Here is a 20,639-nt window from a genome sequence, read left to right as displayed (position 1 = left end):
AAACTCCACTCATACAGTTACCACTCCGCTACTAGATGGAACGGTAACTGAGGCATGCATTGTTGTAGTGGCCCGATAATCCTCGAAATCCAGCAAAAAACCTCTAAGCCCCATACCATTTTTCATCAAAAGACGATTTCCATCCATTTGCTTCACCCAATCATCAAAAGCATCTGAAATAAGTCCACGCTCTCCTGCCCCACTTACCCTCCCCCCCGATTGCAATCCAAACACCCGCTCACGCAACTTCGCAGCCCACTCCTCCCCAGTCGCAGCAATATTGATTTCGCTATCCACCGACATACTTCGTTGATTCAGGTTGGCGCTCCCGAGCGTCACGAATACGTCATCGATCAGCATCAGCTTCGAGTGAATATAAATCTCGCGATACGCCATCTTCCCTCCCACCATCCCGCTTGTGCGCAGTCGCGCCACGCTTACTTTCAGGCCAAGCGTGCCCTCCAACGCCTCCACGCTCGGACGATCGAGCACCTTGTGCCTTGCCTTGACCTTGAGCGGATTTCCGTGTTCATCCTTGAGATTCAGGTCGTATTGAACATACTTTGCTCTTTTATAGTTCTGACTCATCTTTCCAGAATCCACCAAATCGGCCTGATTCGGCATCGCTTTTCCGTGACCGAGTTCCGTCAATGTGTCAAAGGTACGCGGCACCATTCCGTCGTCCTCTGGATGTGGAATGACAATGAACAGATGGAGCCTAGGGACTTCGGCAATCGGCTTCTTGGACAGGCGATCCCAAGCATCACAGAACTTTTCTCGCTGATCCTTCAAATGACGCGCGAATTCCGGGTAATAAAAGTACTGATTTTCGATATAGATGTAGTTACGTGCGTAGCTTGTCGCCTGGAAATACAGCTCCTTGATGCTTTTTTCCCGCTCGTGAGCCTGAGTCCGAACTATCTGTACAGCCTGTCGTGAATTTTTCGGCAAGGTGGGGATCCGAGGTGGCAACGCTGCCAACTCGTTCGTCTTCCACGCTTTGGGCGCGAACAAATTCCAGCCTTGCTCAAAATTCTGGTGCAGACGCTTGAGTGCCGGCCCGACCACCCGGCAAGCGTAATCTTGCAGTGGCCTCGCATGCTTGTATTGCCCCGTACCAGTTCGATTTCCGGGATTCTGCGTAGCTTGTGCTTGCGCGTGCTCGCCATCGACATTTTTTGCCGACCAAGTCTCGCGCAACGAGTCGTCGATTCGATGGTTTTCGCTGTCCCAGTAGTCCGTCACGGAGTTGAGGCCCATGACATATCCAATGGCATGAAGGCCTCCTTCATGCTCGTAATCAATCAGTATCGGCTTCTGGTGATGCGTCGGAAAATTCCACAGAAGCCCGGCCTCGTCTACGGGGTTATACCATTCGAACGCGGGTGGATCTTGCTCCTTTGGAGCCTGATCGATTAAAGCCTTGACATCTGATCTGGAAATACTTCGCAAAACAATCTGCAGATTCGGATTCCTTCCTTGCGCCCTTTGCGACGAAGGGAGATGATCCTGCCACCACTTCACGCAGTAATCGTGACGAGCATGATTTGCGTATGGCGATCCAAGTGGTCCGTGTTTCGCATCGGTGTAACCAGGCATGTTGTTCTGCTTGGTCGATGCGAGCAAGTCATACCAAATCAGCAAGCGAACGCGAACGGGATTCCGCGATCTAGTAGTGACTTCATGCAGCAACTCACCGTATGTTTTCCCACGCTTCCATTTCGCCCCAGAGCGGACGAGTTCCATCGCCGGATCGAACCCCCAGCAGACAATATCCACGGTTGCCTTGGCGTCACGGATGTCCTTCTCGATTCTTTCGAAGCCTTCACGGCCACATACAAAGAAATCCAATGAGTTACCGTAGGTAATCGGATTCTTCTCGCGCTTTTCCAGCAGCCATTGCACGGTGCCTTGCGCCCTACGCCCAGCTTCGTCGATTGCAATATCAACTGGATTGTGCGTCTTGATGTCGTCGGCCATATAGTTGTCCCGTAGCGTTTCGAGCACACGTCACACGCGTTCGCCACGATTCGAGCGCAGATCGACATGCTCGGGATCGTGATTAAGCGCATCGCGCACCTTAAGATTGAACTCACCGCCGTTGCTGAGTTTGACGCGATACGCGCTTGTTCCCGGCTGATGATTCATGACGATCACGCGCCCGAACTCGTCGGTCACACCTTCTCCGATCTTTGCGGTTCCCTTGAACAATTCGTACGGCTCGTCCACGTACCGGTTCGCGGCCCCAGGTAGCGCGCCAAGCGTGAAGTGCAGGTTTTCCGGCAATTCCGGGGCGTCGAGCGCGAGCGGGCTGCTCTTGTTGTCCGGACCGGTGAATATGCGCCCAGCCGAATGCACTTCGAATTTCCCGTTTGTACCGCTTGTGATCTCACCGGCACGCCAGCGCGTGTAGCTACCGCCTCCGCTTATTTCCACTTCCTGCTGAGCACTGATGCGAATCCTGTCGGCAACGACCGTGACATTGAGTTTCGCGAGCAGGTTGATACTGTCTTTCAGCGCCTTTAGATCGATGTCACCTGCCGCGGCCACCAAGCGCATACCGGCTTGATAGACAAACAACCGTAGCGCCTTGCGCATGCTCGCGAACAAGCCACCGCCCGTGCTGACCGACATGTCGGTACCGACAGTCACCGCGGCAGCACGGCCACTGCTCAGATGAATCTGTTCCGGCGTACTCGCAACGATGCCGGCGGGACTGGCGAGTACAAGCTGAGGGTCCCGGAACTGCTTCAGCTTGCCGCCGCCCCGAATAGCATTCGCCTGTGCTTTCAAAGACGTCACAATGGTGGTTTGTTCACCATCGTGCGCATGAACGGACTGAGCAGTGTGCGCAAGCCCTTCTGCAAGCTCCTGGGACTCGGAAAGCTGCGCATCGATCTCGTCGACGCTGAATGCGTCGCCATTGGCGGCTGGTCGACTGAAGGTCGTGAGCAGTAGCCCTTCGGCACCCCGAACCGCAGCTTTGCCGTCCGTGCGCAATTCAGCCCCTCGACCACGCTCATCCTGCCGCCCAGCATTGCCGGCAATGCGCGTGATATACCCGAGATTCAACTGCGAGGCGCCTTCGTCGCTCGACAGGTGGGCCTGGATTTTTCCGTTCGTATCGTCGAAGGCGAGCGTATTCGCGCGCCGGCCGTCGATCTCCCGGCTGCGATAGCCGGCGAGCGCCTGGTTCTTCGGCAAGTCGAACGGTGGCATGTTGAACGCGTTGGTCGCGCTGCCCACGATGATCGGCAAATCCGGATCGCCGTTGACGAATGCGACTTCGACCTCATGTCCCCGACGCGGCAGAAAGATTCCACCAAACTGATCGCCATGCCAGGCACCGGCCACGCGTACCCAGCAACTCGATCGCTCATCGTTCTTGCCCAGCCGATCCCACAGAAACTGGAGCTTCACCCGACCGTGTGCATCGGTCCAGATTTCCTGATTCTCCGGACACGTCACGACGCCATATTCGACGCCGTTCATACGTGGCTTTGCAATCGTACGCAGCAGCCGGAACGGCTCATTGGTCGGCTGCACCGTAAAATCCGCTTCGCAACGGTATCGCTGGCCGGATCCCGACGCTTCGCCAATCTCCTCGATTGTCAGCTTGCAGGCGATCACCGCATACTCGCGATTCGCCGCATCCTGCGGATAATGCGACAGCACGAACGTCTGGCCGGTCACCACGCCTCGCAGGTTGCCTTTGCCGTAGCCCCTCAGCCCCTGACAACGCCAAGCCTCCATCTGCACGAGCGTCAGGTACTCCGCTTCCGTGCGCGGCTCGTTGTGATCGCCCGCGAGCCCAGCCGCGCCAGCTTGCGGCTGCGCGTAATCGCCCCACGTGTAATGCTCCTGATGAGCGAGCCCGGTGTCACGAGGATCTTCGCGCATCACCTTCAGGTCCGCGCGCGGCAACGTATAGTCGTAGTCGACGCTCGTCACCGCGCCCGTTGTCAGCGCATGGGCGACCGAGAAGTCCTGAATGTGTTCCTCGTCAAGCCGTCGACCGGTCGGCGGCTCGTAGCGAAGCGCGGCATAAGCTTCACCTAGCGGTTTGAGCGCACCCATTGAGTCGCACAGCACAAGGCGATGCTTGCCTTCGCTATGCTCGAAGAAGTAGTAGATGCCCCACTCTTCCCACAAACGCTGCAAGAACGCCCAGTCGCTCTCGAAGTGCTGACGCTGAATGTCCCGCTTCGGCCATCCCTTGTTCGGCCGAGGGGTGGTAAGGCGTTTTTCGACCGGGAACGGATAGGACGAGAGCACCGCATCGGTGATCTCGACCATGGACATGTCCTGAAAGATGCGACAGTCGCAATTTTTGGTTGCATGCCAGAGCCACGGCCGCAGCGTGAGTGCATACACGATCGAACGACCGTCTTCACGCACGATCGTCGCATGGCTGACGATACCGGTGATCTCGCGTGCGCCCGCACCAAGATTGGCCATTCCGGCATTGCCGGCCAAGCCGGGAATGAAACGGCCCTTGCCCTCGAGCTGAATCGAGACGGTGACTTCCGTGCCGATCAGCTTGTCGAGTTTGACATTCGCCGCGATGCTCTGCGAAAACCCGAGCGCATCCGGAGTTTTCAGCTCGAGCTTGTACTCGAACAACTCGCCGATCGTCTCGGCACCGGCAAGCTTGACCGGCGTGAGGATTGGACGATCACCGTACATCGGCAGAGCCGCGCCGGAAACCGACAGCGTCCGTGGTGCATCAAACAACGCCATTCCGGCATCTCCTTGAATCGCTCGAATCACTGAGCATCTGTTTCGTGTTATGCCTGTGACGCCTATACCCCCTTATTTCCACTCGTTAACAAATGAATGCGGCTCATTAAAAAAAACGACAATAAAAATAATTGCCGCCACAATCAATACGCCAACAGTGGTGACAAGTCCAAGAAATATTTCTGACAATTTTTCTTCATTTGATTTTTTCATTTTCAAAATTAGAATCAATAAAACCCACTATTTTATGTGTTGCGCTATCTAACGCCTTCATAATTGCCGCATTGTTCAGCGCACGCCCCACAACTCAAGCCTCAACGACGGGAACTCTCCCGACACATGCAATGCGATGCCACCATGCCGCACGACTTCCTCCCAAAGCGGCCCACCCTGGGTCAGCTCGTAATAGATGTAGCCCGCATTGAATGGAATCTGCCGCGGCGGCACCGGCAGCGCCTGCAGGCCAATGCCCGGCAAGTGACTGCGCACCAGGCTAGGCAGCTTGTCCGAAGGCCCCGCCTTCGCCTGCGCAAGAAACTGCTGTTGCAGTACATCCTGCGGCATCGCCGCATGCACGGCCAGCACCAGTGCGGTGAACCCTTGCATATCGACCGGATCGACCACCGCGTTGCGCATGCCGTGACCGCGGTCCTCCAGCACGATGCTCTGCGCGCTGCGCACCAGCACGGCATTGAGCAGCCGATGCGTGTCGTCGACGACCGGCTTCAGGCACACGTGCGGCGTCGTATGCTGATACGGCGGGTGCGTCTCGAGTGGCCGGCGCGTGTTGGTGCGCAAGTGCGTCGACAACTCACCCGCCATGCCGATCAGCAGCGCATACACGTCAGCCGGCGACGTCGCCGGCACACGCAGAAGATGCTGCAGAAGCGGCTCGTAGCGGTTCAGGATCTGCAGCAGCAGGTAATCGGTAACTGTCGCCGCGCTTGCGGTCGTGTCGTCGGTACCGGCGAGCCGCTGCGCAAGCGCATTCGCGCGCAGGCGCGCGAGATCATGAATCTTCGTGACCCAGCTTGTCAGCAGGTCGCTTGCGCCGTAACCGGATACCGGCGGCACGAGCGTGTCGTCGAGCGCGATGCTGCCATCCGCGCGAATCGTCGTCACACACGTGAGCGCGAGACCGATCCAGGCATCGCCCAGCTCCTTTTCCGGCAGCAGACGCACGCGCAGGTTCGACAACTGCACCGATTCGGGGGCAAGACCCATCGAATTCGTGTCACGCAATTCGGTGTCGAACACCTGATAGCGTGCGAGCGAATCCGGGGTGTCGTCGAAGGTGGTCTCCTCACAATTCGGCAACCGGACCGGTACGGCCAGATAGATCACCTGGTCCAGATGTTCGGGCCGGATCGTCAGCGGCGGCGGCAACGGCGTGTTACCCGGCGCATCGAACGGCGTGCCGTCGGCAAACACGCCCGCGGTCGACTTGACGACGACCTTGCCGAGCGCCAGCGCCTCGTGATCGAGCGCGAAGTGCGTGAAACCGAAAAAGAACGGCGATAGCGGCGCCGCGCGCTGATGCGCGTATTTCTCGAAATAGCGGTCCTGCTGCTGGAACAGCTGCGGACGAAAGAATAGCCCTTCCTGCCAGGCGACCTTGGCATACCAGCTCATGCGTGCCGTCCGTTTTGTTGCGCGACGTGTTTCATTTCTTGGCTTCCGTGATCTTGACGGCCTTGGCCTCGAGATCGATGGTCAGTTTCAGCTTCGGCGTGAACAGGCGGTACCACGCCTTGTCCGGTGCGGCCGGCATCGTGTAGACCGCGCGCCAAACCGCGTTCGGCAAATCACGATAAACCGCGATCACGCCGATGGTGGTCGTGGCCGGGTCGGGCCGGCGAACGAGCGTCTGGTGCTCACCGGGGCGCAACTGCAGCTCGTCGCGTTTCACAACGTCGTCGGCCAACGCCGTTTTGTCCCGGGTCTGCAGCGTGAAGAAGTCGGCCGCGTTGAAGGCGCCGTCGTTCTTCAGTTCGTAAATGCGCACGACGATCGGCGCAGCCCTTCCCCGGTCGTCCGGATTGACGTCGGGCAGCGCGTTCACGCGCATGTCGAGCCGGATCGGCTCCTTCTGCTTCGGTTCGCCACTGCTCGCGCAGGCGGAAAGCGCGAGCGCGCAGGCGAGCGTGGCGACGGTCGGTATCGAACGCATGCGGCTATGAACCTTATTCACAGTGCGGGACGCCCCGCGACCGGCGGAGGCGATGCGCCCGCGCCAGTCGCGAGGAATCCACGCGATTACGCTTCCTTGTTGCCCTTGATGTCGAAGCTCGCGGTCACGGCGCCACCACTGCCGCCCTGCGCGTTCTGCACGACGTATTCCTGCTTGACCTTCGCGAACGACAGCGACACCGATTCGCGGCTCTTTTCCGCATCGTTCTTGCTGCCCGACGGCTTCACGCGCGTGACGATCACGTCGCTCATCGTGAGCTTCAGGTATTCAAGCGGGTTGCCGCCGGCCTTGCGCATGACCAGCGTTGCCTGGTCGATGTGCTTGCCCGTGAGCGCGTACTTCATCAGGTTCGGGCTGGCGCGGTCGATGTTGTGTTCGAACGTCAGATCCTTGACGGTCGCCTTGCCCGCACCGCCGCCGCTGCCAGCGTGCATCGTCGATTCCTGCTGGATGTCCCACTCCCAGTTCAGAACCTCGATTTCGTCCTTGTGCTTTTCGTCAAGCGACTCGCCGTTGATGCCGTCGATCTTCAGGAAAATGTCTTGTGCCATGCGTAGTACTCCTTCTATTAAATGATTGGAAACTGGGCATCATCGTCCACCGAAGCAATTCGATGTCCGGCCCTGCGGGACCTATCGGATGGTTAAGCCGCTTCCTTGATCGACGGCAGCTTCGTCACGAGCCGCAGCGAGACGGTCAGCCCCTCGAGCTGGAAGTGCGGGCGCAGGAAGAATTTCGAGTTGTAGTAGCCGGGATTACCTTCGACCTCCTCGACGACCACTTCAGCGGCCGCAAGCGGCCGGCGTGCCTTCGTCTCCTGCGACGAGTTGGTCGGATCGGCATCGACGTAATGCATGATCCATTCGTTCAGCCACCGCTGCATGTCTTCGCGTTCCTTGAACGCGCCGATCTTGTCGCGCACGATGCACTTCAGGTAATGCGCGAAGCGTGAGCACGCGAACAGGTACGGCAGGCGTGCGGACAGGTTCGCGTTGGCCGTCGCATCGGGATCGTGATACTCGGCAGGCTTCTGTAGCGATTGGGCGCCGATGAAGGTCGCATGATCGGTGTTCTTGCGGTGCACGAGCGGAATGAAGCCGTTCTTCGACAGTTCGGCCTCGCGGCGGTCCGAGATCGCGATTTCGGTCGGGCACTTCATGTCGACGCCGCCATCGTCGGTCGGGAAGGTGTGGGTCGGCAGGTTCTCGACCGTGCCGCCCGACTCGACGCCGCGTATCAGCGAACACCAGCCGTACTGCTTGAACGAGCGGTTGACGTTGACGCCCATCGCGTACGCCGCGTTCGCCCAGCCATAGCGGCCATGGTCCGAACCGTTCGTGTCTTCCTCGAAATCGAATTCGTCGACCGGATTGGTCTTCGCGCCATATGGCAGGCGCGCGAGGAATCGCGGCATCGCGAGCCCTACGTAGCGCGCGTCCTCGGTGCTGCGCATCGAGTTCCACGCGGTGTATTCGAGATTCTGCGTGAAGATCTTCGTCAGGTCGCGCGGATTCGCCAGCTCCTGCCACGATTCCATCTGCAACACCGACGGTGCGGCACCGGTGATAAACGGTGTGTGCGCGGCAGCCGATACCTTCGCGATCGAGCCGAGCAGATCGACATCTGGCGGCGTATGGTCGAAGTAGTAGTCTGCAACGAGGCACCCGTACGGTTCGCCGCCGAGCTGGCCGTACTCCTGTTCGTAGATCTGCTTGAAGAGCGGGCTCTGATCCCAGGCAAGGCCCTTGTAGCGACGCATCGTACGATGCAGTTCGGCCTTCGAGACATCCATGAAGCGGATCTTCAGGTGTTCATCGGTTTCGGTGTTCGACACGAGGTGATTCAAGCCGCGCCAAGCGGATTCGAGCGCCTGGTAATCCGCGTGATGCAGGATCAGGTTGATCTGCTCGGAGAGCTTGTGATCAATCTGCGCGATGATCGCCGCGATGCTCTTGTAGGCGTCGTCACTGATGGTCGCCGTTTGTGCCAGCGCCTGCTCGGCGAGCGTCTGAACGGCCAGTTCAACGGCTTCGCGCGCGTCGTCGGTCTTGGGACGGAACTCGCGTTCCAGCAGTTGAGTGAAATCGGACTGGGTGGCCGTCTGCGCAACTGCGGGCCGTACTTCCTGTTTCGCCATGATGCTCATCCTTTATCGGTTCGTCGGTCAGTTCGCGCCGTCTTGATCGGCAGTTTCGTCCGCTTGCCGCTCGGGCTTCGGCGCGGCAGCCAGCGATTTGAGCAGCGCCGGGTCATGCAGCAACTGCGTGACGAGCGCCTCTGCACCCGACTTGCCATCCATGTAGGTCTGCAGATTGGCGAGTTGCGTACGCGCTTCCAGCAGTTGGCGCAGCGGCTCGACCTTGCGGGCAATCGCAGCCGGCGAAAAATCCTCCATGCTCTCGAAGGTCATGTCGACCATCATCTGGCCGTCGCCCGTCAGCGTATTCGATACGGCGAACGCGACGCGCGGCCGGATCGCCTTCATGCGCTCATCGAAATTGTCGATGTCGATCTCGAGGAAGCGCCGGTCCGACACCGCCGGTAGCGGCTCGACCGGATGCTTCCCCGACAGATCGGCGAGCACCCCCATCACGAACGGCAGCTCGACTTTCTTCTCCGAGCCGTAGACCTCGACGTCGTACTCGATCTGCACACGCGGCGCACGGTTGCGCGCAATGAATTTCTGCGAACTGCTGGAAGCGGACATACATGAGGCTCCTGGACGGTGGTGGTTGGGCGGCGAGCTCAGAGAACCGGCTCGTCTGAATGGAAGGCGATCGCGTCAAACGAGAGTGCCTGCGCCGGCATGCAGGACGGATCCGCCACGCCGATCACGATGTGCGACAGTGCCCGTTTCGAAGCGAAGGCGTCGAGCCATAGTGCGGACAGTCGCGGCAATACGTGCTGCTCGATAAATCCGATCAGCACGCGCGCACCGGTCTCCTGCACGAGACAGCGGCCGATGATGTAATTGACGACCGCGTCGTCATACGTCAGCGCGATGCCGTGGCCGTCGGCCATACGCTTGACGATGCGCCCCAGATGCAGGCGGACGATGCTGGCGAGTACGCTGTCGGCAAGTGGCCGGTAGGGCACGACGGTCACGCGCCCGAGGAATGCCGCCGGGAAAGCCTTGAGTAGTTCGGGCGTCAGTGCTTCCCGCAGGCCATCCTGATTCGGCGCGAGCGACGGATCGGCGCAGAGACTCGTACTCAGTTCGGAACCGACGTTGCTCGTGAGCAGGATCGTCGTATTGCGGAAATCAATGTAGCGGCCGTCGCCGTCCTCCATGTAGCCCTTGTCGAATACCTGGAAGAACATCTCATGCACGTCGCGGTGGGCCTTCTCGATCTCGTCGAGCAGTACGACCGAATACGGACGGCGGCGCACCGCCTCGGTCAGCACCCCGCCCTCGCCGTAGCCGACATACCCCGGCGGCGCCCCTTTCAGGCCCGAAACGGTGTGTGCCTCCTGATACTCGCTCATGTTGATCGTGATCAGGTTCTGTTCACCGCCGTACAGCGCTTCGGCCAGCGCCAGCGCGGTTTCAGTCTTGCCGACGCCCGACGGACCGGCGAGCAGGAACACGCCGACCGGTTTCCTCGGGTCCGTTAGGCCTGCGCGTGCGGTCTGCACACGTTCGCCAATTTGACGCAGCGCGTCGGTCTGGCCAATCACGCGTGCCTCGAGCGTCTCGGGCAACTTGCGCACCGCGGCGACCTCATCAGTCACCATCCGGCCAACAGGAATGCCGGTCCAATCGGATACGATTTCCGCGACGATCGCCTCGTCGACCTCGGGGAATACGAGCGGCGCATCGCCTTGCAGCGCAACGAGCGCGTGTTCGAGTTCGCGCAGCTTCGGGAGCGCCGCCACATCGTCCCGTGGGGTTTTCCCGTCGTCGGGTCCAATGGCCTCGCGCGCGGCCAGCAACGCCTGCGCGGCGGCGGCCTGAGCGCGCCAGCGATGCTCGACCGCCGCCGCTTCGGCTCCCAATGTATCGATGCGCGCTCGCACGCCCGTCAACGCCCTGTCGGTATCCAGGCCGATACGGGCTTCCTGCACGAGCAACGCCTCCTCGGCACGCGCGGCGGCGAGACGCTGACGCACGTCGTCCAGTTCACGCGGCGTCGCATGCTGCGACAGCGCCACACGCGCACAGGCGGTGTCGAGCAGGCTGATGGCCTTGTCCGGCAACTGACGCGATGGGATATACCGGTGTGATAGTGTCACCGCCGCACGGATCGCTGCGTCGAGCACCACGACGCCGTGATGTCGGGAAAACGTTTGCACAAGCCCGCGCACCATATCGATCGCAGCAGCCTCGGACGGCTCCGCGATCTGCAGCACCTGGAAGCGTCGCGTGAGCGCCGGATCCTTCTCGATGTGGCGCTTGTACTCGGCCCAGGTCGTCGCGCCGATCGTACGGATCGTGCCACGCGCAAGCGCGGGTTTCAGCAGATTGGCGGCATCGCCCGTGCCCGCCTGGCCGCCCGCGCCGATCAGGGTGTGAATCTCGTCGATGAAGAGGATCACCGGCGTCGGCGATTTTCCAGCGGCTTCGAGCAGCCCTTTCAGACGCGCTTCGAACTCCCCCTTCATGCTCGCGCCGGCGAGCAATGCGCCGACGTCGAGCGACAGCAGCCGCACATCGGCAAGCTTCGGCGGCACATTGCCCGATGCGATCGCGCGCGCCAACCCTTCCACGACGGCCGTCTTGCCAACGCCGGCCTCACCCGTCACCAACGGGTTGTTCTGCCGACGGCGCAGCAGCACGTCGATCATCGTGCGAATCTCGAGTTCGCGGCCGATGACCGGATCGATCTCGCCAACGCGAGCGCGCGCTGTCAGGTCAGCGCAATACTGGTCGAGCGAACCACGCTTCGATGCGACTGGAATCGCGCCGGACGCCTCGCCCGGCGTTGCCGCCGAAAGGTCGCCGTGGTCGTACGGCGCATCGGCGGCTTCGGGCGAGCCGTCGATCCATGCCGGCAGCTCATCGCCCAGCCCGTCGACAGGGATCTTGCCGAACGCGGGAGAGATCGACAGCAGAACACGCCTCAACTCGGGCGTCGAGACAAGCGCAGCAACGAGCCACGCGCCGCGCACACGGCGATCGCCATGACTCAGCGTCGCGAGAACCCACGCGCGTTCGATCGCCGCCTCGATGTGCCAGGAAAAGTCGCTGATTGAACTGGCACCGGCCGGCAGCATCGCCAACGCCCGCGCGAAGTCGCGATCGAGCACGTCGCGCTCGATGCCCGCGTGCCGCACGATGCGATGCAGGTCGCTATCGGGTTGCTGCAGGAGCTGATGCAACCAGTGAATGAGTTCCACGTACGGATTGCCGCGCAACTTGCAGAACTGTGTCGCCGATTCGATGCTGCGGTAGAGCTGAACCCCGAGCTTGCCGAATAGAGCCTGGCGTGAAATCGTCATGCGAACCTTCTTGTTGTTTATTCGGTATGTTCCTGGCTCTGGCCGTAGCGATCAGGAATCTTATTCAGCCGGCATTGGACTACTGCCGCATTTCATACATTAAGAAAGTGAAATCCTCTCGGGCTGCGCATTATTTCAAGTAATTTGCGGCGCCATCAACCCATGCGAATGAGAAAATCCGCACCGAATAACGCCTTGTCACCTCACTCTAACCAAGAACCCAGCAATTACCAACTGCGTTGCACAAACGCACGCATTACACAAACATTACGACACGCAAGCACGATACGCAAGCCTTTGTTGCAATTGATCAATTCCGCCATAGATGTGAAAAAATTTTTAACAATTTCCCACATTGACCAGCCAATATCTTGATATTCACAAATTACCACAGTCACACCACTCAAATTAATTGATTATTTCGAGATTTAATCTCGATAATATTTTCAAATAGCGATACCCCATTTCTAATGGACGAATTACACACTCCCGTGGGTAAAATGCGCACTCCGTCATACCTGCCTCTTCCATGCGCTCATTCCGCTTGCCGTGGCACCGCCAGCCCGACACCTCGCTTACCGAGCCCGAACTGCGTCACGAGCCGTGCGGTCCCCAGCAGCAGCAGGACAGCGCGGCCCCTCTCCTGTTCGAATCATCAGATCGAGTGGGGAGCAATCAGTCGATCCTCGATCTGATCGGCAGCCACGGCGGGACTGCGAATGCCGCTCGTGGGAAGCGCGGCACCGGGTTGCAGACGATGCCGTTTCCTGATCACACCGACGACCTCGTCGAAACACTTCATGCGCAATACTGGGGTGCGTTGACGGACCCGCACACCGCTCTTCCCTGCTCATGGGGCGAACAGCTGGATTCGCCTGCGACACCTGTTGCGTCAGTTACACCCGATTCGCACGATGTCCGGCCAACACCGGCAAACGCAGCCGCCTTCGGTTCGATCGAAGTGATGCTGTCAGGCAAACGCAGCCTCGAGGACGCGTTCGGCCACCTGGACACTGGTTTCACTCCCGAGCTGGAGATCGAACCCGTGCCGGAAGTCCTGCGCCTCTTTGCGCCCCCCGAATTCCATGCGGCCGAAGCCCACCGCGCATCAGCCCTGCCGCCTACGCTCACCCGGCGCGAGCATCACATGCTGTCGGTCGATAGCCCGCTGGCCGCCGCGCTTGTATGCAAGGACGACGCATGAAGATGCCATTTGCTGCCGAAGAACCGTCTGGCCACGGCCTGGACGATGTGCCGATCGCCGCGCAGATCGAGCGGATCGAATCGCATATTCGCGCGCAGCCGACCTTCGCCGCCCATCGGTGGGCGCTGTTCCAGTGGCTGTGCGTAACAGGCGACTGGGCACGCGCCGCGATTCAACTGCAGACGTGGGCGAAGCTTGAGCCGCAACAAACGCAGGCCGCCCAGGTTTATCGTGACCTGGTCCGGGCCGAGCGCTGGCGACAGAAGGTTGTCGCGGGATTCGAACGCCCTGGGTTCGTCCTCGAACCGGCTCCGTGGGTCATGGAACTGGCATTCGCACTGCGACTTGCTGGCGACGGGCAACGCGGACACGCCGACGAAGCGCGAGAAAAAGCACTCGACGCGGCGCCGCTCATCGCAGCGCACACGCCCCGGGGGGGCGCGAGCTGGATCGCCGACAGCGATTCGCGTTTCGGACCGGTGTGCGAAGTCATGACGGCCGGCCACTACCGCTGGGTACCGTTCGCCGATCTCGCCGCGTGGCGCATGGTCCCTCCTGCGAACCTCATCGATCTCGTCTGGGCGTCGTGTGTGCTGACACTGACCGACGGCAGTACCGTGCACGGCTTCATGCCTGCCCGCTACCCCGGCTCGGAGGCCGCGACCGATGCACTGCGTCTGGGGCGCGAAACGGCCTGGCATGAGGCTGGACGTACCGCCGTCATCGCGCACGGACAAAAAACCTGGACAACGGATCGGGGCGATTTCGGTCTATTCGAATTGGCCCACGCGCAGTTCGGCTCGCGTGTTGCGGACGGCGCCACCACCGGAGAGCCGGTCGATGACTGAGCGCAAGCGACCTCTCACGCTGGGCAACTCGCTCGTCGCGCGCCCGCCGCGGCGGCCAAACGCGCATCTGATGCCGACCCTGCTCGACCGGCTACGGGACGACGCACCACATCGGCTCATCGAAGCACCCGAGGAATATGCCGTCACACGCAAGCAGATGCGCGACATCGTCCAGCGCGATCTCGCCTATCTGCTCAACACGACAAGCATTGAAGATCGGATCGAGCGCGAACGCCACCCACAGGCGGCCGCATCGACCGTCAATTTCGGCGTGCCGCCGCTCGCGGGCACCTTTCTCGCGTCGCGCCAGTGGAACGACATCGAGCGGATGATCCGGCAGGCCATCACCGATTTCGAACCACGGCTGATCCCCGATTCGCTGGCGGTGTCGCCCCGTCAGGGCGACGACGCCAGCGGCCATCACAATGTGCTCGCGTTCGAGGTGCGCGGCCTGGTTCACATGGACCCGTATCCGCTCGAATTCATGGTGCAGAGCTCGCTCGATCTCGAGACGAGCGAGATCCAGATCACCGGCATGCGCTCCGGGTAGGCACGGCATAACGACAAAACGAGACCTTTCCGATGGACCCGCGACTACTCGACTATTACAACCAGGAACTCATCTACATGCGCGAGCTCGCCACCGAGTTCGCACAGGCGCACCCGAAAATCGCGCGCCGGCTCGGCATGCAGGCCGGTGAAGTGGCGGACCCCTACGTCGAACGCCTGATCGAGTCGTTCTGCTTCATGGCCGCGCGCCTGCAGCTCAAGCTCGATGCCGAGTTTCCGCGCTTCACGGGGCGGCTGCTGGAAGTGATCTACCCGAATTACGTCGCGCCCACGCCGTCGATCTCGGTCGCGCGCCTGTATCCCGGTCAGGCCGAAGGCAATCTGGCCGCCGGCTATCGTATTGCGCGCGGCACGTCGTTCAAGGCGCGGGTTCCGGATGGCGAAAAAACCGCTTGCCAGTTTACGAGCGGACAGGACGTCACGCTCTGGCCGCTCACAATCACCGATGCGCGCCTGACGGGCATTCCGCCCGACATTCCGGCGCTCGACCGCCATGTTCCGCCCGACCGACACGTGCGCGGTGCATTGCGGCTGCGGCTGGCGACGACCGGCGACGTTCGCATCGCCGATCTGAAGGGGCTCGACCGGCTGCCCGTGTATCTGGCCGGTGACGAACAGGTCGCCTCGCACCTGTTCGAGCTGCTGCACGTCGCCGGCGTCGCATCCGTGATTGCCGCGCCCGGAGAATTCGGCGTACCGGGCCGCTCTCCCGCCGCCGTGATTCACGGTGCGGTCGAACACGAGGGTTTGTGCACCGATCAGAACTTGCTGCCACTCACCTGGACGAAGTTCCACGGACACAACCTGCTGCACGAATACTTCGCGTGCCCGGCACGGTTCTGGTTCTTCGCACTCAACGGCCTTGCCGAAGGCCTGTCCCGCGTGAACGGTCGCGAGGTCGAAATCGTCGTGCTGCTCGACCGGGCGCCGGGCCAGCTCGCGAACCTTGTCGACGCGTCGCGCTTCGCGCTGTTCTGCACGCCCGTCATCAACCTCTTCAAACGGCACACGGATCGCATCGAGATTTCTCCCCGCGAGACCGAATTTCATCTGGTACCCGCGCGACTCGCACCGCTGGACTATGAAGTGTTTTCGGTAGAGACGGTGTACGGGCAGGTCGCAGCGACCTCGGACGAACTGGAATTCCGTCCGCTGTATCAAACGCTGAACAACGACGAAGGTAACCACGGGCGGTACTTCTCGACACGGCGCGAACGGCGGCTCGCGTCCGATTCGGCTCGCCGTTACGGCACGCGAACCCCTTATGTCGGCACCGAAGTGTTTCTCTCGCTGGTTGACCAGAACGAGGCTCCCTACGGTGAAGACATCCGTTTCCTGTCAGTCGATGCGCTGCTGACGAACCGGGATCTCGCCACGCTCGTGCCGCGCGACGGCGTGCGTGACTTGGCAATGGAGGAGTCCGCACCCGTCGAAAGCATCGGTCTCATTCGCCCGCCGAGTCCGCCCAAAGCCCCGTATGCGGAGCGAGAGATGGCATGGCGCCTGATCCGCCAGCTCAACTTCAACTACCTGCCGCTCGAAGGTCTCGATCACCGTGACGGCGGTCAGGGACTACGCGACCTGCTGCGCCTATACCTTTCGAACGACAACAACGAACATTCGCGGCAAGTCGAAAGCCTCGTCGGCGTCAAGACTCGCCCGGTAACACGCAAGCTGCCGGGCACGGGTCCGATGACGTTCGGGCGTGGCATCGAGTGTGCAGTGACGGTCGACGAGGCAGGCTTCTCCGGCGTCAGCCCCTATCTATTCGGTACGATTCTCGAGCACTGGCTGGCACGGCACGTGTCGATCAACAGCTTCACGCAGACCGAATTGCATTCGATGCAGCGTGGCCGTATCGCACGCTGGCCCGTGCGCACCGGGACACGCGGAGTGCTGTGATGAAACGTGCCACCCTGCCGGCGCTCGTGCGCGACAGCACGCTCTCGCCCGACCTGCTGGAAAGTCTTCAAATGGAGCCGTGGCGCTTCGGGTTCCTGTCGCTGTTGCGACGCGTCGGTGCGAACTCCACCGTCGATCCGGTCGGCACCGCGCGCCGGCCGCAGGCGGAGCCGTTCCGGCTCGGTCAGCAACCCAGTCTCGCCTTCGCGCCGCGCGAAATCGCCAGCGTCCAGGAAGCAGCGGGACGACTCAAGGTGCGGCTCTTCGGTCTCGGCATGCTCGGGCCGAACGGGCCATTGCCAATCCATGTAACCGAATGGGCACGCGAACGCGAAGAGGGCCGTCGCGACACGACGACGGTCGACTTCCTCGACATCTTCCATCACCGCTTCCTGACGCTGTTCTATCGCGCGTGGGCATCGGCACAGTCGACGGCCGGCCTCGACCGGAAAGACGACGAGCAGTTTTCGTTTTACATCGCGAGCCTCACGGGCCTCGATACCGCCGAAATCGGCCGGCGCCCCCTGCCTTCCCACGCGCGACTTGCCGCATCAGCACATCTCGTACGCGAATCGCGCAACTCGGATGGACTTCGCGCCACACTCGATCACTACTTCGGCGTGCCGATAGCGATCGAGGAGAACGTGTTCCACTGGATCGCGATCGATCCAGTCGATCAAGGACGCATGGGGCGCCCTGGTCCGGCCGCGACGATGGGGCAGGCAGCAATGCTCGGGCGCGTAGCGCCGGACCGTCAGCACCGATTCCGCATCGTGATCGGCCCGGTCGATCTCGACGCATATCTGCGCTTCACGCCACTGGGCCAGGATCTGCCGCGTCTCGTCGAATGGGTGCGTGCGTTCGTTGGCTATGAACTGGAATGGGAGCTCGAGCTGCGCATCAAACCCGAAAGTGCGCCACCAGCCGTCATGGGCGGCCGGCAGCGCATGGGGTGGTCCGGGTGGCTGGGCCGTCCGAACCCCGACCGGCCGATTACCGGCATGCGGTTCGAGCCCGAGCGTTACGTGCGACATTTCGAACAGCACACGACTGAATCCGACAATCGACCATGAGCAAAAAGCAGTCACCCCGACAGTCCATATCCGGTAAAGGTACCGCGAAGGACACGCCGCATCACGACTGGCTCGCGCCCGTGAGCAACTCCATGCCCTGCGGCCCCGACCTCGAATATGACCACGATTTCGTGGTGCTGTTCGCGAGTGCGGCGCCCAGGCAGGACGTGCAGTACGGCGCATTCGTCGGTGCCCCCGATCCGGTCAACTGGAGCGAGATCGAACGCGACTGCCAGCGGCTCATGCTGCGCACGAAGGATATTCGAGTCGCTGTGTTGTACACGCGAAGCCGCACGCGGCTCGCCGGTGCCGCAGGTCTTGCAGATGGCACAGGATTGCTGGCCGCCTGGCTCGATGCGTTTGCCGAACAGGTGCATCCACAGCCCGATGTCGACGGTGGGCGCGACGCCGCACGTGAAATGCGGATGAATGCGATACAGGCGCTCGCTGATCCGGACGGACTGCTCGCCGACGTGCGCGAGATCGTGCTTTCGAAGTCGACGCTCGCGCGGCTGCAGGTGCGCGATGTCGAGCGTGCGTTTGCGCATCCCCGCCCCGCCGATGCTCTCGCGCCCGAGTCCGTTACGCAGCAGTTGCAGGATGTGCGCGCGCAACAGCCCGAAGTGATGGCAGGTTTCGACGATGCGATTACGCATCTCGCTGCAATCGATGCATGGTGCGCCGTGCATCTCGACGGCTACCTGCCGGAGCTGTCGTCGCTCACGCGGCTCCTCGGCAGGTTGAATGCGCCCGCATCGGCGAACGCGATCGAGCAGTTGGAAGAATCCTATGATCCCCCATCGGTCTCCGGCGAATCATCAGGAAGTGATGCGTCAGCGCCGCTCGAACCGCCGAATGACGGATCGGTTAGCGCCACCGAGCGCATAACGGCCCAACTGAGATCCGCACCGGCGGACCGTCAGGCCGCGCTCGCTCTGATTCGTACGGCGCGAACGTGGTTCGAGACCCACGAACCCAGCAGCCCGATTCCTGTGTTGCTCAAACGTGCGGAGCAGTTCGTCGGCAAGCCTTACGCCGAGGTCGTCACGGCAATTCCAGCCGAGCTGCTGGCGCAGTGGGAAGAAACCGAGAGTGGATAGCAACGGACATCTTGCTGCCTAGCCCGTGTGGATACACAGGTGTGCAGACACGCTGGACAGCGAGGGAAGGCCCGATATTCAGCGCGAAGTTGGAAAAACGAGATGACGAAGACAGCAGCAGAACTGCAGAGCGAACTCGATCGCCTCGACGCGGAAATTCGGATCACCCGCGAACAGGAAGTGGGTGGTCCGCTCGATCAGATCACTGAGCTCATGGCGCAGTGGTCAATCAGCCTGGATCAGGTGGCCCGGCATTTTCGGCACCGCTTCGGAATGGAGGCGAGCGATACGTCGCTTCGCCGCACGGACGATCCCGAGTTGACAGCGTTTCTCACACGCGCCATTAGGCAGATCCTGTCCGATGATCCCGCCCCGCCATCTTGTCCGAGGTGCGCAAGCGACAACACGTGGCTCGTTTATCGCAGCAGCAGCAGCTACCCCATTCCCACATTTTGCTGTGACGCTTGCAACCGAACCTTCACGCGTCTTCACGGCACGTCAATTCAAAATCTGAAAAACAAGGAGAAGTTGTTTGAATTCCTACCTTATCTAGCGCATCGACATCCGCTCGACTCGGTCGCCGCCGAAATGCACGTCACGCGAGCGACGGTGTTGTCGTGGCTACGACGCCTGCGCGCCTTGCTGTGGACGCTCGATCCATCGGGACACTACGTGGCCCGCGTGCGCCTCGGTCAAAAGCCCACGCCGCGTGAACGCTAGTTCCCGTACTGCAATGCACAAACACTGGCGTACCGGCCCGACCACCCGTCGGTGCTGTCCTAGCTAATACATTTGATCTCCAGCTCGTCGGATACTGCGCGCGGCATGCGCTCCCACACACCTTGACGACGCCACCACAAGAAGCGCAAGTACACCATGTGCCATCGGCCGACGTCCTTCGGAAAATCGTGTCACAGGCAGCACGTTTGATCGATCCAGGAAAACGGCTTCGACAAACCAACGACTGTTCGCCGCCGTTCGCCCCCGACTGCCTTCCTTGCCCGGTAATACGAACTCGATTCGTGCCTATGCCTCGTCGCCCAACAACGTCCGACTCATCTTGGCCGGCACGCGCGAAAGACACGATGTAAATACAATTCATCGAATGTACACCGGCCGTGACGATTCTCTCGATACAACCCCATAGCACAGGATGCTCCCGTCGCCGCGCTCTCCGACCCACCCTCAGCCCGCGAGCTTCTTCAGCGCGTCGAGCACCGCGTCGCCCTTGAACGGCTTCACGATCCAGCCCTTCACGCCGGCCGCCTTGCCGCGCTCCTTCATCGCCGGGCTGCTTTCGGTCGTCAGCATCACCACGTTGACCGACGCGTTCGCCAGTTCGCCGCGGATCTTCTCGACCATCGTCAGGCCGTCCATGTTCGGCATGTTCACGTCGCTGATCACGAGGCGCACGCCGGGCGTCGCCTTGAGCTTCGCGAGCCCGTCCTTGCCGTCCACCGCCGTCGCGACGTCGAGCCCGTGATTGCGCAGGAAACCCGCGACTTCATCGCGCACCGTGCCCGAATCGTCGACCACCAGAATCTTTGCCATGCCGTGTTCCTCTTTCGTTGT

The 20,639-nt window shown here is 61.1% G+C and carries 16 protein-coding genes; 7 read left to right on the top strand and 9 right to left on the bottom strand.

Annotation, left to right across the window (positions count from 1 at the left end; all coding sequences use genetic code 11):
* Positions 1 to 9: 9 nt before the first annotated feature.
* The 8 genes from AC3WLY_RS30720 to tssH form a co-directional block, all read right to left on the bottom strand.
* Positions 10 to 1,980 (bottom strand): phospholipase D-like domain-containing protein, encoded by a 1,971-nt coding sequence (locus tag AC3WLY_RS30720; protein ID WP_492310579.1) that lies wholly within the window; start codon positions 1,978 to 1,980, stop codon positions 10 to 12.
* A 30-nt stretch (positions 1,981 to 2,010) separates the two neighbouring features.
* Complete coding sequence (locus AC3WLY_RS30715; protein WP_244137176.1) at positions 2,011 to 4,740, bottom strand: type VI secretion system Vgr family protein; 2,730 nt, start codon at positions 4,738 to 4,740, stop codon at positions 2,011 to 2,013.
* Between the two features lie 288 nt (positions 4,741 to 5,028).
* Positions 5,029 to 6,372, bottom strand: coding sequence for a type VI secretion system baseplate subunit TssK (tssK, locus tag AC3WLY_RS30710; RefSeq protein WP_175958841.1), 1,344 nt, complete (start codon positions 6,370 to 6,372; stop codon positions 5,029 to 5,031).
* A gap of 31 nt (positions 6,373 to 6,403) precedes the next feature.
* Positions 6,404 to 6,910, bottom strand: coding sequence for a type VI secretion system lipoprotein TssJ (gene tssJ, locus AC3WLY_RS30705; protein WP_492310578.1), 507 nt, complete (start codon positions 6,908 to 6,910; stop codon positions 6,404 to 6,406).
* An 86-nt stretch (positions 6,911 to 6,996) separates the two neighbouring features.
* Positions 6,997 to 7,482 (bottom strand): Hcp family type VI secretion system effector, encoded by a 486-nt coding sequence (locus tag AC3WLY_RS30700; protein ID WP_175671864.1) that lies wholly within the window; start codon positions 7,480 to 7,482, stop codon positions 6,997 to 6,999.
* A 92-nt stretch (positions 7,483 to 7,574) separates the two neighbouring features.
* The gene (tssC, locus tag AC3WLY_RS30695) at positions 7,575 to 9,068 is read right to left on the bottom strand and encodes a type VI secretion system contractile sheath large subunit (protein WP_175693566.1); all 1,494 of its coding nucleotides are present in this window, start codon (positions 9,066 to 9,068) and stop codon (positions 7,575 to 7,577) included.
* Positions 9,069 to 9,095: 27 nt separating this feature from the next.
* Positions 9,096 to 9,638 carry a type VI secretion system contractile sheath small subunit gene (gene tssB, locus AC3WLY_RS30690; protein ID WP_006750147.1) on the bottom strand — a complete coding sequence of 181 codons (543 nt, stop codon included), beginning with the start codon at positions 9,636 to 9,638 and terminating at the stop codon, positions 9,096 to 9,098.
* Positions 9,639 to 9,676: 38 nt separating this feature from the next.
* Positions 9,677 to 12,370, bottom strand: a complete 2,694-nt coding sequence (gene tssH, locus AC3WLY_RS30685) for a type VI secretion system ATPase TssH (RefSeq protein ID WP_175958838.1) — start codon at positions 12,368 to 12,370, stop codon at positions 9,677 to 9,679.
* Between the two features lie 529 nt (positions 12,371 to 12,899).
* Here tssH and AC3WLY_RS30680 point away from each other — a divergent pair.
* From AC3WLY_RS30680 to AC3WLY_RS30650, 7 genes are all read left to right on the top strand, one after another.
* Positions 12,900 to 13,574 carry a TagK domain-containing protein gene (locus AC3WLY_RS30680; RefSeq protein WP_492310577.1) on the top strand — a complete coding sequence of 225 codons (675 nt, stop codon included), beginning with the start codon at positions 12,900 to 12,902 and terminating at the stop codon, positions 13,572 to 13,574.
* Positions 13,571 to 14,422 carry a type VI secretion system accessory protein TagJ gene (locus AC3WLY_RS30675; RefSeq protein ID WP_425130799.1) on the top strand — a complete coding sequence of 284 codons (852 nt, stop codon included), beginning with the start codon at positions 13,571 to 13,573 and terminating at the stop codon, positions 14,420 to 14,422. The genes AC3WLY_RS30680 and AC3WLY_RS30675 overlap by 4 nt, the downstream gene beginning before the upstream one ends.
* Positions 14,415 to 14,972, top strand: a complete 558-nt coding sequence (tssE, locus tag AC3WLY_RS30670) for a type VI secretion system baseplate subunit TssE (protein WP_175958835.1) — start codon at positions 14,415 to 14,417, stop codon at positions 14,970 to 14,972. The genes AC3WLY_RS30675 and tssE overlap by 8 nt, the downstream gene beginning before the upstream one ends.
* A 32-nt stretch (positions 14,973 to 15,004) precedes the next feature.
* A complete protein-coding gene (tssF, locus tag AC3WLY_RS30665) occupies positions 15,005 to 16,894 on the top strand; it encodes a type VI secretion system baseplate subunit TssF (protein ID WP_425130798.1) in 1,890 nt (629 codons plus the stop codon).
* Positions 16,894 to 17,967: a type VI secretion system baseplate subunit TssG gene (gene tssG, locus AC3WLY_RS30660; RefSeq protein ID WP_492310576.1), complete on the top strand. Its 1,074-nt coding sequence runs from the start codon at positions 16,894 to 16,896 to the stop codon at positions 17,965 to 17,967. The genes tssF and tssG overlap by 1 nt, the downstream gene beginning before the upstream one ends.
* Positions 17,964 to 19,067, top strand: a complete 1,104-nt coding sequence (locus AC3WLY_RS30655) for a type VI secretion system protein TssA (protein ID WP_425130797.1) — start codon at positions 17,964 to 17,966, stop codon at positions 19,065 to 19,067. Before tssG ends, AC3WLY_RS30655 begins: the two co-directional genes overlap by 4 nt.
* Positions 19,068 to 19,169: 102 nt before the next feature.
* Positions 19,170 to 19,787 carry a DUF746 domain-containing protein gene (locus AC3WLY_RS30650; RefSeq protein WP_175958831.1) on the top strand — a complete coding sequence of 206 codons (618 nt, stop codon included), beginning with the start codon at positions 19,170 to 19,172 and terminating at the stop codon, positions 19,785 to 19,787.
* A gap of 465 nt (positions 19,788 to 20,252) precedes the next feature.
* Here AC3WLY_RS30650 and AC3WLY_RS30645 read toward each other — a convergent pair whose 3' ends face one another.
* Positions 20,253 to 20,618: a response regulator gene (locus AC3WLY_RS30645; protein ID WP_060238818.1), complete on the bottom strand. Its 366-nt coding sequence runs from the start codon at positions 20,616 to 20,618 to the stop codon at positions 20,253 to 20,255.
* Positions 20,619 to 20,639 lie beyond the last annotated feature (21 nt).

It is taken from the genome of Burkholderia sp. FW306-1C-G01B (assembly GCF_058781685.1).
This window is presented reverse-complemented; position numbering and strand designations above follow the sequence as displayed.

Bases quoted from the DNA above. Each gene is read 5' to 3' on its own strand.
- AC3WLY_RS30720 (WP_492310579.1), bottom strand. From the start codon at position 1,980: ATGGCCGACGACATCAAGACGCACAATCCAGTTGATATTGCAATCGAC.
- AC3WLY_RS30715 (WP_244137176.1), bottom strand. From the start codon at position 4,740: ATGGCGTTGTTTGATGCACCACGGACGCTGTCGGTTTCCGGCGCGGCT.
- tssK (WP_175958841.1), bottom strand. From the start codon at position 6,372: ATGAGCTGGTATGCCAAGGTCGCCTGGCAGGAAGGGCTATTCTTTCGT.
- tssJ (WP_492310578.1), bottom strand. From the start codon at position 6,910: ATGCGTTCGATACCGACCGTCGCCACGCTCGCCTGCGCGCTCGCGCTT.
- AC3WLY_RS30700 (WP_175671864.1), bottom strand. From the start codon at position 7,482: ATGGCACAAGACATTTTCCTGAAGATCGACGGCATCAACGGCGAGTCG.
- tssC (WP_175693566.1), bottom strand. From the start codon at position 9,068: ATGGCGAAACAGGAAGTACGGCCCGCAGTTGCGCAGACGGCCACCCAG.
- tssB (WP_006750147.1), bottom strand. From the start codon at position 9,638: ATGTCCGCTTCCAGCAGTTCGCAGAAATTCATTGCGCGCAACCGTGCG.
- tssH (WP_175958838.1), bottom strand. From the start codon at position 12,370: ATGACGATTTCACGCCAGGCTCTATTCGGCAAGCTCGGGGTTCAGCTC.
- AC3WLY_RS30680 (WP_492310577.1), top strand. From the start codon at position 12,900: ATGCGCTCATTCCGCTTGCCGTGGCACCGCCAGCCCGACACCTCGCTT.
- AC3WLY_RS30675 (WP_425130799.1), top strand. From the start codon at position 13,571: ATGAAGATGCCATTTGCTGCCGAAGAACCGTCTGGCCACGGCCTGGAC.
- tssE (WP_175958835.1), top strand. From the start codon at position 14,415: ATGACTGAGCGCAAGCGACCTCTCACGCTGGGCAACTCGCTCGTCGCG.
- tssF (WP_425130798.1), top strand. From the start codon at position 15,005: ATGGACCCGCGACTACTCGACTATTACAACCAGGAACTCATCTACATG.
- tssG (WP_492310576.1), top strand. From the start codon at position 16,894: ATGAAACGTGCCACCCTGCCGGCGCTCGTGCGCGACAGCACGCTCTCG.
- AC3WLY_RS30655 (WP_425130797.1), top strand. From the start codon at position 17,964: ATGAGCAAAAAGCAGTCACCCCGACAGTCCATATCCGGTAAAGGTACC.
- AC3WLY_RS30650 (WP_175958831.1), top strand. From the start codon at position 19,170: ATGACGAAGACAGCAGCAGAACTGCAGAGCGAACTCGATCGCCTCGAC.
- AC3WLY_RS30645 (WP_060238818.1), bottom strand. From the start codon at position 20,618: ATGGCAAAGATTCTGGTGGTCGACGATTCGGGCACGGTGCGCGATGAA.